This is a genomic window from Ensifer sp. 22460 (assembly GCF_052044935.1).
Taxonomy (GTDB): domain Bacteria; phylum Pseudomonadota; class Alphaproteobacteria; order Rhizobiales; family Rhizobiaceae; genus Ensifer.
The window spans coordinates 89,078-103,959 of sequence record NZ_JBQENZ010000009.1; the positions used below are offsets into that span (position 1 = coordinate 89,078).

General features: G+C 63.0%; 17 protein-coding genes, 1 tRNA gene and 1 pseudogene. 3 read left to right on the forward strand and 16 right to left on the reverse strand.

Translation table 11 applies throughout. The features are described 5' to 3' along the window. Positions 1-117 precede the first annotated feature (117 nt). The 6 genes from rlmH to obgE form a co-directional block, all read right to left on the reverse strand. On the reverse strand, positions 118-600 hold the full coding sequence (gene rlmH, locus ACTJKM_RS13565; protein WP_057254962.1) for a 23S rRNA (pseudouridine(1915)-N(3))-methyltransferase RlmH: 483 nt from the start codon (positions 598-600) through the stop codon (positions 118-120). Positions 601-860: 260 nt separating this feature from the next. Then, positions 861-1,292 carry a ribosome silencing factor gene (gene rsfS, locus ACTJKM_RS13570; protein WP_057254963.1) on the reverse strand — a complete coding sequence of 144 codons (432 nt, stop codon included), beginning with the start codon at positions 1,290-1,292 and terminating at the stop codon, positions 861-863. A gap of 102 nt (positions 1,293-1,394) precedes the next feature. Next, the gene (locus ACTJKM_RS13575; protein ID WP_082616199.1) at positions 1,395-2,003 is read right to left on the reverse strand and encodes a nicotinate-nucleotide adenylyltransferase; all 609 of its coding nucleotides are present in this window, start codon (positions 2,001-2,003) and stop codon (positions 1,395-1,397) included. A gap of 16 nt (positions 2,004-2,019) precedes the next feature. After that, entirely contained in the window at positions 2,020-3,303 is a 1,284-nt protein-coding gene (locus tag ACTJKM_RS13580; protein WP_058325721.1) for a glutamate-5-semialdehyde dehydrogenase, read from the reverse strand. Further along, positions 3,296-4,465, reverse strand: coding sequence for a glutamate 5-kinase (gene proB / locus ACTJKM_RS13585; protein ID WP_058325720.1), 1,170 nt, complete (start codon positions 4,463-4,465; stop codon positions 3,296-3,298). Before proB ends, ACTJKM_RS13580 begins: the two co-directional genes overlap by 8 nt. A 1-nt stretch (position 4,466) precedes the next feature. Beyond that, a complete protein-coding gene (obgE, locus tag ACTJKM_RS13590; protein WP_057254966.1) occupies positions 4,467-5,489 on the reverse strand; it encodes a GTPase ObgE in 1,023 nt (340 codons plus the stop codon). A 118-nt stretch (positions 5,490-5,607) separates the two neighbouring features. Between obgE and ACTJKM_RS13595 the strand changes: the two are divergent. Beyond that, positions 5,608-6,442 (forward strand): annotated as a pseudogene (locus tag ACTJKM_RS13595) (endonuclease/exonuclease/phosphatase family protein). A 39-nt stretch (positions 6,443-6,481) separates the two neighbouring features. On the opposite strand, the gene ACTJKM_RS13600 reads toward ACTJKM_RS13595, so the two are convergent. The 4 genes from ACTJKM_RS13600 to rplU all read right to left on the reverse strand — a co-directional run bounded on the left by ACTJKM_RS13600 (position 6,482) and on the right by rplU (position 8,499). After that, positions 6,482-7,066 (reverse strand): GNAT family N-acetyltransferase, encoded by a 585-nt coding sequence (locus ACTJKM_RS13600; protein WP_058325719.1) that lies wholly within the window; start codon positions 7,064-7,066, stop codon positions 6,482-6,484. After that, positions 7,063-7,695, reverse strand: a complete 633-nt coding sequence (locus tag ACTJKM_RS13605; protein ID WP_034802649.1) for a GNAT family N-acetyltransferase — start codon at positions 7,693-7,695, stop codon at positions 7,063-7,065. Before ACTJKM_RS13605 ends, ACTJKM_RS13600 begins: the two co-directional genes overlap by 4 nt. Positions 7,696-7,821: 126 nt before the next feature. Next, the gene (rpmA, locus tag ACTJKM_RS13610; protein ID WP_037470908.1) at positions 7,822-8,091 is read right to left on the reverse strand and encodes a 50S ribosomal protein L27; all 270 of its coding nucleotides are present in this window, start codon (positions 8,089-8,091) and stop codon (positions 7,822-7,824) included. Positions 8,092-8,124: 33 nt separating this feature from the next. Then, positions 8,125-8,499 carry a 50S ribosomal protein L21 gene (gene rplU / locus ACTJKM_RS13615; protein WP_057254969.1) on the reverse strand — a complete coding sequence of 125 codons (375 nt, stop codon included), beginning with the start codon at positions 8,497-8,499 and terminating at the stop codon, positions 8,125-8,127. 294 nt (positions 8,500-8,793) lie between these two features. On the opposite strand from rplU, the gene ACTJKM_RS13620 reads away from it, so the two are divergent. Continuing rightward, positions 8,794-8,883 (forward strand) — tRNA-Ser (locus ACTJKM_RS13620). 126 nt (positions 8,884-9,009) lie between these two features. On the opposite strand, the gene ACTJKM_RS13625 is transcribed toward ACTJKM_RS13620, so the two are convergent. From ACTJKM_RS13625 to ACTJKM_RS13650, 6 genes are all read right to left on the reverse strand, one after another. Continuing rightward, a complete protein-coding gene (locus ACTJKM_RS13625) occupies positions 9,010-9,444 on the reverse strand; it encodes a hypothetical protein (protein ID WP_440636596.1) in 435 nt (144 codons plus the stop codon). 184 nt (positions 9,445-9,628) lie between these two features. Continuing rightward, positions 9,629-9,892: a hypothetical protein gene (locus ACTJKM_RS13630; protein ID WP_058325717.1), complete on the reverse strand. Its 264-nt coding sequence runs from the start codon at positions 9,890-9,892 to the stop codon at positions 9,629-9,631. A gap of 351 nt (positions 9,893-10,243) precedes the next feature. Next, on the reverse strand, positions 10,244-11,917 hold the full coding sequence (locus ACTJKM_RS13635) for a flotillin family protein (RefSeq protein ID WP_058325716.1): 1,674 nt from the start codon (positions 11,915-11,917) through the stop codon (positions 10,244-10,246). 20 nt (positions 11,918-11,937) lie between these two features. After that, complete coding sequence (locus tag ACTJKM_RS13640) at positions 11,938-12,567, reverse strand: OB-fold-containig protein (protein ID WP_058325715.1); 630 nt, start codon at positions 12,565-12,567, stop codon at positions 11,938-11,940. A 5-nt stretch (positions 12,568-12,572) separates the two neighbouring features. Further along, positions 12,573-13,706, reverse strand: a complete 1,134-nt coding sequence (locus ACTJKM_RS13645; protein ID WP_058325714.1) for a PspA/IM30 family protein — start codon at positions 13,704-13,706, stop codon at positions 12,573-12,575. A 150-nt stretch (positions 13,707-13,856) separates the two neighbouring features. Beyond that, positions 13,857-14,366: a hypothetical protein gene (locus ACTJKM_RS13650; protein WP_440660478.1), complete on the reverse strand. Its 510-nt coding sequence runs from the start codon at positions 14,364-14,366 to the stop codon at positions 13,857-13,859. Positions 14,367-14,607: 241 nt separating this feature from the next. Between ACTJKM_RS13650 and ACTJKM_RS13655 the strand changes: the two genes are divergently transcribed. Beyond that, complete coding sequence (locus ACTJKM_RS13655) at positions 14,608-14,769, forward strand: hypothetical protein (protein ID WP_192495158.1); 162 nt, start codon at positions 14,608-14,610, stop codon at positions 14,767-14,769. Positions 14,770-14,882 lie beyond the last annotated feature (113 nt).

A 14,882-nucleotide genomic window follows, 5' to 3' on the forward strand; every position in this document is an offset into this window, starting at 1 on the left:
TCCATCCGGAAATATGAAGAAAAAACCTAATCTGATTTGTCGCACACGACCAAGCATATTCTCGTTATCGGTGCGTGTTGCCGGGTGAGGGATCCCGCGGAAAACGGCCCACCTGGCCTAGACCCGATGATAGGGGTGGCCGGAGAGAATGGTGACGGCGCGGTAAAGCTGCTCGGCGATCAGAATGCGCACCAGCTGGTGCGGCCAGGTCATCTTTCCAAGGTTGAGTACCGCATCGGCGCGGGCGTGAAGGCTCGGGTCGAGGCCGTCGGCGCCGCCGATCGCAATCATCAGGTCGCGCTTGCCGCTGTCGCGGAACGTACCGAGGAGCGATGCAAAGCCCTCGGAATCGAGCGCCTTGCCACGTTCGTCGAGAAGCACGAGCAGGCTGCCTTCGGCAAGCGCCTTCTCAAGCTGGGAGGCTTCTTCCCGCTTGCGCGTGTCGGCATTCGACGCACGGCTTTCGTTGACTTCGACGACGCGGGAAAGTTCCAGACCGATCGCCGGACCGGCCTTGGAAAAGCGATCGAGATAACGGGCCGCGAGATCCTTTTCCGGCCCCGCCTTGAGGCGGCCGACTGCGAAAAGTCCGATACGCATGACCTTATCCGTCCTCGCTTGCGCTGCAACGCACACTGCATAGTTCCTGAAATCGGATCGATTCAAGGAGAATCTTATGCCGCGTCCATGGAGCCTTGCAGCGTCGTTCGCGCCTGGTCCGGATAACGAGCTCAAAAGGTTACGATCAGTCGCAACAAACTTCCGGCTGACAACGCCGCGAGCGGCGCCAGCCCTTCAAATTCATGCATGACCGCATCTCGGCTCGTCCGGCACTCAGCTGCGCGGCGACCCGGTCGGTCTCAATGCAAGGTGCCGTCCTCGATCTCAGGAGCCGCCCACATCCTCTCGATGTTGTAGAACTCCCGGATCTCCGGCCGGAAGATGTGAACGATCACATCGCCGGTGTCGATCAGCACCCAGTCACCGCCTTCCAGACCTTCGACACGGGCATTGCCAAAGCCCCCGTCTTTCAGGTCGGTCGTCAGGTGATCGGCAATGGCCATCACATGCCTCGTCGATCGCCCGGAGACAACGACCATGAAGTCTCCCAGCGCCGATTTTCCGGCAATGTTGATGCTGACGATATCTTCTGCCTTCGAGTCCTCTAGGCTTTCGAGGACCAGTTGAAGCGCACGGACAGCGGCTTCGTCGCTAGATCCCGTGCTGCGCGGGAACGCGGAGACCGCATATCCCTTGGCGTGTGCTGTTGTCAGGGTCTTTCCTTTCCACATGAACAGAACAGGCACTATCGATTCGAACAAAGATCGAACCGTTAGTGAATGTAGGCATCAAACCGTAGCGGTTTCAAGACAGGAAAAGTGAATCATGGGAATTCACGTAGGTTTCACCGCCCGAAGCGCGGTCGAGCTCATCGATGAGCGAGGCCCATGGATGAAGGTCCAGGCGGGGGCTGCGTGATAGGCCAGACGGCGGGCGTCGTCCTCGTCGATGCGGGCATAGTCGAAGGTCCTGGCCATGCGCGAGGAGAGATAGGCGAGCGTCGAGCCCGGCCGATCGATGACGGCGATCGGGAAGGTGCGGGCGATCTTCTGCCAGTTCTGCCAGCGGTGAAAGCTCTTCAGGTTGTCGGCGCCCATGATCCAGACGAAGTGGATATCGCGGTTGCGGGCGCGCACCGTCTCCAGCGTGCGAGCGGTGTAGCTTTGGCCGAGCGCCTGTTCGAAGGCGGTCACCTTGATGCGCGGGTTGGGTGCGATCTTCTCGCTCATGGCGATGCGGTCTGCGAGCGGCGCCAGGTTGTTGTGGTCTTTCAGCGGATTGCCGGGCGTCACCATCCACCAGAGCTGGTCGAGCCCCAACCGCTGGATCGCCGTGTCGGCGACCAGCACATGGCCCTCGTGCGGCGGATTGAAGGATCCGCCGAAGAGGCCGACCACCATGCCGCTCTCGACATGGGGCATGCGCAGGTAGCGGGCGTTCACCTTGCCCGCGGTCACTTCAGGGCCTGACCTGTCCAGCACCACGCACCCGATACTTGAAGGAGGTCAGTTGCTCGACACCGACTGGTCCGCGCGCGTGCATCTTGCCCGTCGCGATGCCGATCTCGCCGCCCATGCCGAACTCACCGCCATCGGCAAACTGGGTCGAGGCGTTGTGCAGGAGGATCGCGGAATCGATCTCCGCAAAGAAACGCTCGACCACCGCAGCATCCTCGGCGATGACGGCCTCCGTATGGGCCGACGACCAGGTGGCGATGTGCTCGATGGCGCCCGAGATGCCGTCCACTAGCTTCACCGAGATGATGGCGTCGAGGTATTCCGTTGCCCAGTCTTCGTCGGTCGCGGCCTTCAGTCCGTCGACTGAGCCTGCGAGCTCATCCGACACACGCACTTCGCAGCCGGTCGCAAGTAGGGCGCTCAACAGTGGCTTGACCAGCCGCTCGGCGTCGTTGCGGTCGATCAGCAGCGTTTCGGCCGCGCCACAGATGCCGGTGCGGCGCATCTTGGCGTTGACGACGATCTTTTCCGCCATGGCAAGGTCGGCCGAAGCGTCGACATAGATGTGGCAGAGACCTTCGAGATGAGCAAAGACCGGCACGCGCGCTTCATTCTGGACGCGGGCAACCAGGCTCTTTCCGCCGCGTGGCACGATGACGTCGATTGCGCCGCCAAGACCAGCAAGCATGGCGCCGACGGCGGCGCGGTCGGCGACCGGCACCATCTGGATCGCGTGCTCGGGCAGGCCCGCGGCCCTGAGGCCCTCGACGAGGCAGGCGTGGATGGCGCCCGAGGAATGGAAACTGTCGGAGCCGCCGCGCAGGATCACGGCATTGCCGGCCTTGAGGCAGAGCGCGCCGGCGTCTGCCGTCACGTTGGGCCGGCTTTCATAGATGACGCCGATGACGCCGAGCGGGGTGCGCACGCGCTCGATGTGTAGGCCGTTCGGCCGGTCCCATTCGGCAATCACGTCGCCGACCGGGTCCTTGAACTCGGCGATGGCGCGGATGCCGTTCGCCATGTCGCGGATGCGGCCTTCGGTGAGCGTCAGGCGGTCGATGAAGGCGCTGGCGACGCCGGTCTCGCGGGCGTTTTCCAGGTCGATCGCGTTCGCGGCGAGAATCTCGTCCATGCGCGCGACGATCGCATCAGCCATGGCGATGAGGGCGGCGTGCTTGCGTTCGGCGCTGGCGACAGCAAGCGGTCGGCTGGCGGCCTTGGCCCTGCGGCCGATTTCCAGCATGACGCTCTCGACGTCGTCCTTGTTCTTCACCTCGTCAAGCATGGACCTCATCCTTCCGGCTGCCCCCTTCTTGGGCGCGTTTTCCGGTCATCACCATATCGTCGCGATGCACCATGGCGGCGCGGCCGGCATAGCCGAGGATCGCGGCGATCTCGGCCGATTTCTTGCCGGCGATCTGGCGCGCCTCGTCGGCGTCGTAGCCGGCAAGCCCTCGGGCGATCTCGCGGCCCGATGTGCCGAGAATAGCGATGGTATCGCCGCGGCTGAAGCTGCCGGTGACGTCGCGAACGCCGGCCGGCAGCAGGCTCTTGCCAGAGCGCAACGCCTCTTCGGCACCGGCGTCGACACTGAGTGTTCCGGCGGGCAGCAATTGCCCGGCAATCCAGGTCTTGCGCGCGGTCACCGGTGAACCCGAGGGGGCAAACCAGGAGGAGCGGGCGCCTTCTTCGATTGCTGCAAGCGGATGGTTGGGCTTGCCGGAGGCGATGATCATGGCGCAGCCGGCGGTCGTCGCGATCTTGCCGGCATCGATCTTGGTGCGCATGCCGCCGCGCGAAAGCTCGGACGCGGCACCACCGGCCATGGCCTCGATTTCCGGCGTGATCTCGGCAATCGTTTCGAGGAAGCGGGCATTCGGGTCGAGATGCGGCGGGGCGGTATAGAGCCCGTCGATATCGGAGAGCAGCACCAGGAGGTCGGCGCCGACCATGGTGGCGACGCGGGCGGCGAGGCGATCATTGTCGCCATAGCGGATTTCGGTCGTTGCGACCGTGTCGTTCTCGTTGATGATCGGCACGGCACCGAGCTTCAGCAGCTGGTTGATGGTGGCGCGGGCATTGAGATAACGGCGGCGCTCCTCGGTGTCGCCGAGCGTCAGCAGGACCTGGCCAGCGACGATCGCATCGGTCGAGAGGCTCTCCGACCAAGCGCGCGCCAGCGCGATCTGGCCGACGGCGGCGGCCGCCTGGCTTTCTTCCAGTTTGAGCGCGCCCGCCGGCACGTTGAGCACCGTGCGGCCAAGCGCGATCGCGCCCGATGAGACGACCAGCACTTCGACGCCGTTAGCCTTGAGATTGGCGACATCGGTGCACATCGCGTCGAGCCAGGCTTTTTTCAACCCGGTGGCGCGGTCGACCAGCAATGCCGACCCGATCTTGATGACGACCCGGCGATACTTCAAAAGCGGCTTGCGGGTCTTGGTCATCTTAGAGGTTCTCCTCGCCGAAGCCTTCGCCGGCCTTGGCGGCGACGATGACGCTGCGCAGCGCCCTCAGCGCCTCGGTCATGCCCTTGCCGACTGCGGCGGAAAGCAGAAGGGGCTGTTCGCCACAGGCCTTTGCCAGCGCCTTGGCCTTCACCTTCAATTCGTCCTCGTCGAGCACGTCGATCTGCGACAGCGCGACGATCTGCGGCTTATCCTCGAGGCCGCCGCCATAGGCTTCGAGCTCGTACTTCACCGTCTTATAGGCCTTGGCGACATCTTCTTCCTGGGCGGAAACCAGATGCAGCAGAACGCGGGTGCGCTCGACATGGCCGAGGAAGCGGTCGCCGATGCCCACACCCTCATGCGCGCCTTCGATCAGACCCGGGATATCGGCGATGATGAACTCGTTGCCGTCGATGGTCGCGACGCCGAGATTGGGATGGAGCGTCGTGAACGGGTAGTTGGCGATCTTCGGACGCGCACGGGTGCAGGCGGCGAGGAAGGTCGACTTGCCGGCATTCGGCAGGCCGACCAGACCGGCGTCGGCGATCAGCTTCAGCCGCAGCCAGAGGGTCTTCTCATCGCCTTCGAGGCCTGGATTGGCCCAGTTCGGCGCCTGGTTGGTGGACGACTTGAAGCGGGCGTTGCCGAAGCCGCCATTGCCGCCGGCGGCCAGCCGGTAGCGCTGGCCTTCGGCCACCATGTCGACGATCAGCGTCTCGTTGTCTTCCTCGAAGATCTGGGTGCCGACCGGCACCTTCAGCGTCACGTCGTCGCCGCCGGCGCCGGTGCGGTTGCGACCCATGCCGTGCTGGCCGGTCTTGGCCTTGAAGTGCTGCTGGTAGCGGAAGTCGATCAGGGTGTTGAGACCGTTGACGGCCTCCACCCAGACATCGCCGCCGCGGCCGCCATCGCCGCCGTCCGGTCCGCCGAACTCGATGAACTTCTCGCGCCGGAACGAGACGGCGCCTGCGCCGCCGTCGCCGGAGCGGATATAGACTTTCGTTTCGTCGAGAAATTTCATTGGGCTGCCATCTGTTCGGTGTAGGTGCGCGGTCTTAATTTGCCGCCATCGATATAGGCGGTTTATTCGGAGGTCAAAGAATATCGTGCGGTTCGTCAGCTACAACATCTAATACGGTATCGGTCTCGACGGCCGCTTCGACCCCGAACGCATCGCGGCCTCGGTCGGGGACGCCGACATCATTGCGTTGCAGGAAGTAACGCGCGGTTTTCATCGCAACGATCACGTCGATCTCGTCGCCCGCTTCGAAAAGTTGTTCCCGGGTCATTTCGCGGCCTTTCACGCGCCCTGCGATATCGACGTCGGCTCGACGATCGAAGATGGCCGCGCCGTCAGCCGCCGCTTCCAGTTCGGCAATCGGCAACATGATCCTGTCGCGCTGGCCGATCCTTGCGACGCGGCTGATCCCCCTGCCGCGCACCCGCACGATCAGCCCGATGAACCTGCAGCGCGGTGCGACCGAGGCGTTGATCGCGACGCCCGGCGGTCCGCTCCGGGTCTATTCCGTGCATCTCGATCATGTGCTTCCCGCCGAGCGCATCGCCCAGATCCGCTACCTGAAGGACCGGTTGCTCGGCTATCCGCTCGAAGGTGGCGCGATCACCGGGGCGGTCGATTTCGGCCTTGCCGAGCCGCCGCATCCGGAGGACTTCGTCGTCATGGGCGATTTCAACATGGAGCCGGAGACGACGGAATATAACACCATGGTGGGTGCGCGCGATGCCTACTATGGCCGTTCGCTGCGGCTTGAGAATCCGGTCGACGTGCTTGCCCATCTCGGTCGACTGACGCCGGAAAGCTATAGCTGGCTTCATCCCGAAAACCCCGAAAAACGCATGCACCTCGACTATTGTTTCTTAAGCGCCGGCCTCGTTCCGCGGTTGACGGACGCCTGGACGGATTATGACGCCAAGGGCTCCGATCACCTGCCCGTCGGCTTCACGCTTTCATGAAAAATCCCCCGCAAAGGCGAGCTTCGCGGGGGATGTCGTTCAATGCGGTCGGTGCAGATCGGCAGCGGTCAGCCGGGTTTCGATATGCGCGACCATCGCGTTGCGGGCGAGCGCATAGACCTGGCTGCAGCCAGTGATCTGAAACCCGATCTTCTCCTGCACCTTCAGCGAGCCCGGATTGTCGGCAAAGACGCCGGAATGCAACATCGTTTCCGGCATGCGGCGGAAGAAGCGCTCGACCGCGGCATAGACCGCCTCGGAGGCAATACCCTTGCCCCAGTAGAAGCGGTTCAGCCAGTAGCCGACATGCCATTGGCCGTGCCTGAGCTCGATGCCGACACAGCCGATATGCACGTCGTCGCCAGTGGTGACGGCGAATGTCCAGTCGGGCGTGAGGCCTGAGGTCTGCGCCGTCAGCCAGTCGAGCGCGTCCTGCAGGTCGTAGGGTGCCGGAACGCGCGCAAGCATGCGCGCCACCTGGAAATCGCCGAGCGACTGGGCGATCGCCTCGGCGTCATTTCGCCGATGCGGGCGCAGCACAAGACGCTTCGTCTCGATGACCGGGCAGGGCCCGGGACCGGGGCGGGCGATGACCCGCTGGCGTTCGGAAACGAGCGCGTTCATCGCATGCCTCCCCAGCTTCTCAAGGACACCCATGTCTTGCGGTCGAGCCGGTACCATTCGACGGCGATCGAGCCGCCGAGCGCCAGGCTGCCGACCATGCCGCTTCCCTGGAACTGGAAGCCGCACTTCTGGATGACCCGGCGGGATGCCAAGTTCATGACCCGGCAGCGCGCATCGATCTGGTCGATGTCGCGGGTGCGGAAGGCCATGTCGGTCAGGACCTGGGCCGCCTCGGTGGCATATCCCTGGTTCCAGTAAGGTTCGCCCAGCCAATAGCCGAGTTCCGCCGTCTTGCCGTCGGGATGCGGTTCGATACCGCAGCAACCGAGAAATGCGCCATTGTCCGCCTTGGTAATCGCGTAGACGCACTTGCCAATCGTGCCGGCTTTCGCGCGTCGCACGAAGTCGGCGGCATCGGCCGTCGTATACGGGTGCGGCATGCGCGAGACCATGGTCGCGACATTGGCATTGTTGGCAAGATGGGCAAGGGCGTCGATATCGTCTTCATGGGGGGCGCGCAGAACGAGCCGGGGTGACAACAATATCGGGCAATCGGTCCTTGACCGTTGGGGCCGCAGCCTCTGCTCGGGAGACCGGGATTGGTCTTCCCTCAACAATTCGGTTTGCATGGTTTCCTCCAGAAACGAAAAAGGGGAGTTGGGTATTGCCCCATCTCCCCTTTGAAGTCTGGCTTGGAACCATCAGGTGCGTCAGCCGGGTCGATGAGACGCCGGCTGTTTTAGAGCGCTACCGGCTTATTCCGCTGCTTCGGCTTTCGGCATTACAGACACGTACACGCGGCCATTGGCCTTCGTACGGAAGTCCACGTTGCCGGCCGTAAGTGCAAAAATCGTGTGGTCCTTACCGAGGCCGACATTGGCGCCCGGATGCCACTTCGTGCCGCGCTGGCGCACGATGATGTTGCCTGCAACGACGTTTTCGCCGCCGAACTTCTTCACGCCAAGGCGCTTGGACTCAGAATCGCGACCGTTACGCGACGAACCGCCAGCTTTTTTGTGTGCCATTGGTGTTCTCCTTTAAACCTTAGATCCCTGAACTCAGTTTGCAGCGGCTTCAGCGGCGGCTTCGGTCTTCTTCGAAGCCTTCTTCGCCTTGCCACCGGCAGCAGCGATGTCCAGGATGCGGACGGTCGTCTGGTGCTGGCGGTGACCGCGCGAGCGCTTGGAGTTCTGGCGGCGACGCTTCTTGAAGGCGATAACCTTCTTGGCGCGGCCCTGTTCCACAACTTCAGCGCTGACAACGGCGCCTTCGACAAACGGAGCACCGATGGTTGCATCGGCGCCAACGCCGACCATCAGGATCTCGGTGAATTCGATCTTGTCGCCTGCAACGCCTTCCAGCTTTTCGATGGTGAGGACGTCGTTGGCGGCCACGCGGTACTGCTTACCGCCGGTCTTGATGACTGCGAACATTTTTTATCCTTTCATGTTCGATCCGGCTCTCTGCCCGAGGACAAGGCCGTCTTTTTGTCAGTCGACAGTTGAGTGGAATGCCCAAAAGGATATCCACCGGTGAAAGGGCGCAAATCACACCCGATGCGGAATGGCCAGGCCACACCACTTCATTGCGCGGATTACAAGGAATCGCGCGTGTGTGTCAAGGCGAAAGCAACGGGGCCGTTACATATTCTTCAAACAGGCCCTTGCCAGCACCCGAATCTGCCGCTATGAACCCGACCGCGCTAACCAAGCGCCGACCAGCAAAGCGGAGAGGTGGCTGAGTGGTCGAAAGCACCGCACTCGAAATGCGGCGTACGGGCAACCGTACCGTGGGTTCGAATCCCACCCTCTCCGCCATATTTTCTTCGACTCAATCGTCGCAATCATGCCGCAGTTCGTCAAACGGCCAGAGATGGCGGCGCGAATCTCGTAGTTCCGTCAAAGGCCCGTTGCACGACGTGACCTGCTCCGGCAGGGCCTGCGTCAGGCGACTTTCAGAGCTGCCGATATTTCCGACAAGGTAGCTTTCTCCGCGTCGCTCACCGCAACGCCGCCAAAGCCCATGAAGCCACCTTCCTTGGCGGCCTCTGCCACCCGTTGGCTGATCTGGTACAGCCATGCGGCGAATGCCCCGGCGTCGCCGGGCGCCTTGGTCTCGACGGTGGTTCGGGCCTGCCGCAGCGTTTCAATGCAACGAGTCTTCATTTCCTGGGGCTTGGCACCTTTGAGTTTTGCCTGCAGGCCGTCGCGGGCGGCGGTCCGTCCTTCCGAGGTTTCGAAGTCGGCGACAAGCGCTTTGACAAGAGGATTTGCGGCATCCGATTTTGCCTGCAGAAGCGCGCTGCTATTGGCGATGCCCTCCTTCAGCATACCCCAGAGGCCGCTCGGCTCTGCCGCCGTCACGGCAATGCCGGCCATCATCACGCTCTCCAAGAGCAGCGTCCATTCTTCCGAGGTGAATGTCGATTTGTCAGCCATGGCTGATCCTCCTTCGTTCGATTTTGTCGATGACAATTGCCGCCGGTCCGCGCAGCGCGCAAAAGGCCGGCGGTCTCTCTCTCTCTCTCTCTCTCTCTCTCTCTCTCTCTCTCTAGCCGCTCTGTCAGGCCGACAGGCCGGCGAGCTTGGCCTTCAATGCGTCGATCGTCGGCTTTAGGATGTCTGAAACGCCGGGGATGGCCAACACCTTGTCGAACAGCCCGTTGAGCGTCGGCATCATCGGCCCGACCAGTGCCGAAAGGGCTGCCTTTTGCTCGGCAGACAGTTGCCCGGCCGTGCTGCTTACCTTGTCGAACCCGCCTGAGATCTCCTCCAGGCCATTGGCTTTTCCTCCACGTTGATGTCGTCGGACATCGACAGCACTCATGGAGCGGTCGCCCGACGGCGCGGCAATTGGCTGCAAACAATTCGCGTTTATCTGATTATCGTCTGCGAGACCGGTTCGTCTGGAACCCTCGGCGCGAAAATATTAGCACTTGTGGGTGTATTTGCCCAGTTCACGGCAACTTGCGGAAACGGCGGCGCTCGGGGCAAGCAACACGCGCCACGGTGCGCCCGCATTTTGACCGACCCATGGCCTGTCGCCAAAAAGGGAGCGAGGCGGGCGGACGTTCTCCAGCTCGTAGGCCGGATTTCCCGGTCGGAGCGGCAGCGTCGGTGACTGCTCACAGTCGGATCCCCGGCCCCACGAGGGGTCAGGGATCTTGTCAGTCTTGCCTTACTTCTTCGGTGCTTTCTCCGCAGGTGCCGGGGCCTGTAGGTCGCCGAGCAGCGAGGAAATGGCGTTCTCGCCGTTGAAGCCGGCCTCCTTCAGCAGCTGGTCGAGGACCGGCTTGTTGGCCTGGTAGGCGAGTAGCTGGCCCGCAAGGCCGTCGCCGAGGCCGATGCCGTTCTTGGCGCCTTCGCCGCCTGCACCGCGGCCGAGCATGCCGCCGGTGTCGAAGATGCGGATGTCGGAGATCTTCTCGATCGGCTTGACCGCTTCAGCCAGCGCTTCGGGAATGATGCGGATGCGCTCGCGTAGGATCTCGAACTCGATGATGGCGGAGCTCAGCTTGTTGCGGGCTTCGTTGAGCAGGGCCTCGCTTTCGGCCGCGGCCTTGCCGGTTTCGAGCACGCCCTTGGCCTTGATGATGGCCGCTTCGGCTTCGGCGGTGGCGAGCGTCTTGATCGCATCGGCCTGGTCGAGGGCCGCCTGCTTTTCGGCTTCGGCGCCAACGGTCACGGCCGTTGCTTCGGTTTCGGCGTTCTTGCGGGCGTCGATGACGGCGATCTGGCGTTCGCGTTCGGCGATTTCCACGGCCTTTGCGGTTTCGACCTTTTCTTCTGCGGCAATCGCCAGGGCGCGGGCGTTTTCGGCCTTGGCCTTGGCTTCCGATTCCTCGCGGCTTTTGTTGGCGACGGCGATGGCGCTTTCCTGAGAGACGATCTGCAGGTCGCGCTTGGCTTCCGTGTCGCGCTGCTGAACAGACCGGGTCGCGTCGATGTTGGCGTTTTCACGAACCTGCTTGGCGGTCGCCTCGCGCTCGGCAATCGCCTGTTCGGTGGCAATGCGGGCTTCTTCTTCCGCGCGCTTGGCGGCCTGCTCCTGCTGCGCGGTTTCGGCCCGGGTGGCGGCCGACTTGTTGGCGATGTCGCGCTCCTGGTTCAGTTCCGCCTCGCGCTTGGTGCGCTCGATCGCCAGCGATTGCTGGCGCGCTTCCAGGTCCTTCTGGGCGATGGCGACTTCGGTGTCGCGGACGATCTCGTTGCGCTCCTTCTTGCGGCCCTCGGTGATGCGGGTCAGCGCCGCCAGACCATGGGCGTCGAAGAAGTTGTTGGCGTTGAAATGCTTGATATCCGTCTGGTCGAGGCGGGTCAGCGAGACCGATTCGAGCTCGAGGCCGTTCGACTGCAGGTCGGCGCCGACTGCTTCCTGCACCGCCTTGACGAAATCCATGCGCTGCTCCTGCAGCGCGTCGAGGCTCATGGTGGCGGCAACCGAGCGCAGACCGTCAACGAACTTGGCCTCGATCAGCACGCGCAGTTGCTCCGCGTCATTGGTGCGGTCGCCGAGCGTCTGGGCCGCAAGCGCGATCGAGGAGGCATCGGGCTTCACGCGCACATAGAATTCCGCGCCGATATCGACGCGCATACGATCCTTGGTAATCAGCGCGTCGCCTTCGCCGCGGCGGACCTCGAGGCGGAGCGTTTTCAAGTTGACGCGGGCGATCGAGTGGAAGATCGGCAGCACGATGGAGCCTCCGTCGAGGACCACCTTCTGGCCGCCGAGGCCGGTGCGCACATAGGCCTCGTCGCGGCTCGAGCGGGTATAGAGCGATGCAAGTACAAAACCGATGCCGAGGATCAGGACAATGCCGATGCCGGCCGGCACCAAGAGGTCGTAAAACATGGTTGCTCCGATGGGAAGGATTAAGGGTTTGGCGGCGTCAGCAGGTCCGACGGCGCGGATATCGCAATAAAAATGTCTGATGCGCGATCAACGATCAGCACCTGCGCGCCGATGGCGATCGGTTGCTCGTTGCGGGCGGCCCGTGCGCGCAGTACGTGCCAGTTGCCGTGGCGATCCTTGAGGCGGATGCGTCCCGGCAGGCCCTGGTCCAGCGGACCGACGGTGACTTCGCCGCTGCGGCCGACGAAATCGCCGAGGTCGACGACATAGCTTTCGTCACGCGGGACGATCTTCGCCACCCACCGGCTCGACGCGCGAACTGCGGGTAGCGAGAAGGCGAGCGCCGGCAGGGCCGCGGCAAGCGCCGGCAGCGGCGCCCACAGGGCTCCTGCCACCGCCTGAATGACAAACCCGGTCATGGCGAAGAGGCCGAGGAAAAGCATCAGCAAAACAAGCAGCGGCACGCCGCCGACATTGAACCAGGACATCAGTCCGCCCAGCGCGTTGTGATCGTCCAGCCAGGCCTTGTCGATCGCCTCGCCCAGCGAAAAGCCGAGCAGCAGGCAGAGGATCTCGATGCCGGTGAAGGCGGCCAGCATCACCGCCGCAATCGCGAATGGCAGGGATTCCGGGGCGAGGAAGAACAGCATGGGCGTTAGTGCTGCTTTGCCTTGAACTCGGCCAGCCTTGCCTCGATCGCCCTGTCGCGATGCAGGCGGTCGAGTTCGTCCAGTTCTGCACTGTCGCCGTGATTTCCGCCCGGAACCCCGGTGGCGCGGGAGACGGCGGCGGCGGCGCGGGCTGCACCATCAACGGGGCTGGCCTTTGCCAGGCCTGAAGCTTTGCTTTCGGGGAACTGGGCGATGCTGCGCTTGAGATCGGCGAGCCGCGCTTCGGCTTCGCGGCGGGTGGCGAGGACCGCCTGCAATGCCTGCTGGCCCTCTTCGAGATCGGTGCGGGCGCCGGCCAGCGCCTTGTCCAAGGCGGCCAGCTGCGATTCCAGATCGATCTGGCGCGCGACGCTGGCCTTGGCGAGGTCCTCTCGGGCGGCGGAGATCGCGGTCAGGATCTTTTCGTCCAGTTTCGTGAGATCGGCGCCGATTTCGTCGCGACGGCTGAGAATACGGTATTCCTCGGCGCGCGCCTGGCCGATATCGACCCTGGCCTCTTCGGCGGCTGCGTCGATTTCGCGGAGCGCCTGCTCGACGACCACGATCTTGTTGCTGCCTTCCGCCTTGTCGACGGCGGCATTGGCGAGACCGGCGATCAAGCGGCCCATGCGGGATAGGATGCCTTCATTCGTCATCATTTTCTTCTCCGTTCGGTCGGAATGCGTGGTGACGCCGATGTGGATCTGATAGCCGCCGTCTTGTGCAACGAGCTGGGCGGCGAAGATATTCAAGGTGCCGGGCGAATAGCCGGCGACGTCGTAGGGGATCGCGACGCGACCGCGCACGGTGGCGACGGTCAGATCCGACGGTCCCTTGATTGCAAAAAGCTTGTCGTCCAGCGGGAGCCTTCCGGCGTTGGCCGCATGTCCCCGGTTCGCCGCGAAGTCGCGCAGTCCCAGCGTGACCATCCGCGCCGGAAGGCCGGTGCGCTCCCGGACTGTTTCGTAGGCAAGCTCGTGCAGGGTTACGAGGTTGGCCCCCGCCTTTTCTCCGGCGAGTTCATCGAGCATCGCCAGCATGTTGGCGTAGGCGACGAAAGTTTCCTCGAGCGCGTGTCTGGCCTCCTCGTCAGGCGCGAGATCGTAACACAAGATCGACGTGTGGTTGCTCTGGGCCATGAGTAATTACATAAAGCACCGCTTTTGTGCTTTCAAGGAGCGGCTCAGTTTTAGGTTGCAATTTTCTGAATTGAACGCGACCGGCGCCGCCACGCGTGTAGCGCGCGCCAGAGGAAGCTGACGTCGGAGGCGCGAAATCGCCCGGCGGGCTCAATCCGCTGCGTTGTTGCGGAGCCAGGTTTCCAGTGCGGCGATGACGGACAGTCGCAGGCTTGCGCCCTTGGACAAAGCGCGGGTGAGGGACATGTCGTCGCCTGCAAAACCCATCTCGGCCATGATGTCGTTCGCGCGCATCCGCCGGCGGTTCATGATGGTGCGGATTTCGGCGATCGTTTCAGGAAGGAGATAGCGACCGCTGGCAATCGCCGCGGCTTGGTGCGCCACGAGCGGCGGATCGTTTTCTGCTTGTGCGGAGGCCATTTCCACGGCGCCATTGCTGCTCAGCCACTTCAGGAAAGTCTCACGCTCGGCGGGGCTTGCCTTGGTCCAGGAATTCTTGAGTTTGTCGAGGCGGGTGCGCTCGTCCTTGAGCCCTGCCGCAACAAGCGCCTTGCGCAGAGACGGAATGCGGCCGGCCATGAGATCGGCGTGGATATCGGGAAAATCGAGCTTCAGGCGCTGCACGTCAGCGGTTTCGTCGCTCTTGGTTTTCTTCGACATGCTCATTCCCGCGCCGTTCGTCCGCGCCATGCTCTAGCGTGCCCGCGCGCCCGGCGCGAGCGAAATAGGTCGCTATCCTCTATCCTTTGTCGGTCGATCCCGTTAGGGAGCACATGGAGAATAACGCGAGGCTGCATGCTGTGCCCTTCGCCGGACGTCATGCATCCAGCTTTACGCAAGTCCCTTCGCCTATCGTCACCGCAATGGCCGGGATGTGACACGGCGAATGAAGGACAATGATATGTCAAACGATATCGAGCATTACCGCGACCCATCCGATTCGATGGTTGCCCTCTATCTCGCGAACAATGACGGCGACGAACTGACCGATGTCCTGGTCGCCGCGCTTGAAGATGCCTTCCGCATCCTCCGCGACGAGATCTCCGGCGAAACGATGCATTGAGCGGAGCGTGTCTCCTCCACGAAGTATTCTTGGAACGTAATCCAGCATCGGTTGCGAATCGAATCATGGATATCCTATTCTGGCCGGGTTCCAATCGGCGACGCGTCGGATTT

Coding starts and splice junctions, on each gene's coding strand:
- ACTJKM_RS13655 (WP_192495158.1), top strand. CDS start 14,608: ATGTCAAACGATATCGAGCATTACCGCGACCCATCCGATTCGATGGTT.
- proB (WP_058325720.1), bottom strand. CDS start 4,465: ATGACCAAGACCCGCAAGCCGCTTTTGAAGTATCGCCGGGTCGTCATC.
- rpmA (WP_037470908.1), bottom strand. CDS start 8,091: ATGGCACACAAAAAAGCTGGCGGTTCGTCGCGTAACGGTCGCGATTCT.
- ACTJKM_RS13625 (WP_440636596.1), bottom strand. CDS start 9,444: ATGGCCGGCATTGCCGTGACGGCGGCAGAGCCGAGCGGCCTCTGGGGT.
- ACTJKM_RS13640 (WP_058325715.1), bottom strand. CDS start 12,567: ATGCTGTTCTTCCTCGCCCCGGAATCCCTGCCATTCGCGATTGCGGCG.
- ACTJKM_RS13605 (WP_034802649.1), bottom strand. CDS start 7,695: ATGCAAACCGAATTGTTGAGGGAAGACCAATCCCGGTCTCCCGAGCAG.
- obgE (WP_057254966.1), bottom strand. CDS start 5,489: ATGAAATTTCTCGACGAAACGAAAGTCTATATCCGCTCCGGCGACGGC.
- rlmH (WP_057254962.1), bottom strand. CDS start 600: ATGCGTATCGGACTTTTCGCAGTCGGCCGCCTCAAGGCGGGGCCGGAA.
- ACTJKM_RS13645 (WP_058325714.1), bottom strand. CDS start 13,706: ATGGCCCAGAGCAACCACACGTCGATCTTGTGTTACGATCTCGCGCCT.
- ACTJKM_RS13650 (WP_440660478.1), bottom strand. CDS start 14,366: ATGTCGAAGAAAACCAAGAGCGACGAAACCGCTGACGTGCAGCGCCTG.
- ACTJKM_RS13600 (WP_058325719.1), bottom strand. CDS start 7,066: ATGAACGCGCTCGTTTCCGAACGCCAGCGGGTCATCGCCCGCCCCGGT.
- rplU (WP_057254969.1), bottom strand. CDS start 8,499: ATGTTCGCAGTCATCAAGACCGGCGGTAAGCAGTACCGCGTGGCCGCC.
- rsfS (WP_057254963.1), bottom strand. CDS start 1,292: ATGTGGAAAGGAAAGACCCTGACAACAGCACACGCCAAGGGATATGCG.
- ACTJKM_RS13630 (WP_058325717.1), bottom strand. CDS start 9,892: ATGAGTGCTGTCGATGTCCGACGACATCAACGTGGAGGAAAAGCCAAT.
- ACTJKM_RS13635 (WP_058325716.1), bottom strand. CDS start 11,917: ATGTTTTACGACCTCTTGGTGCCGGCCGGCATCGGCATTGTCCTGATC.
- ACTJKM_RS13580 (WP_058325721.1), bottom strand. CDS start 3,303: ATGCTTGACGAGGTGAAGAACAAGGACGACGTCGAGAGCGTCATGCTG.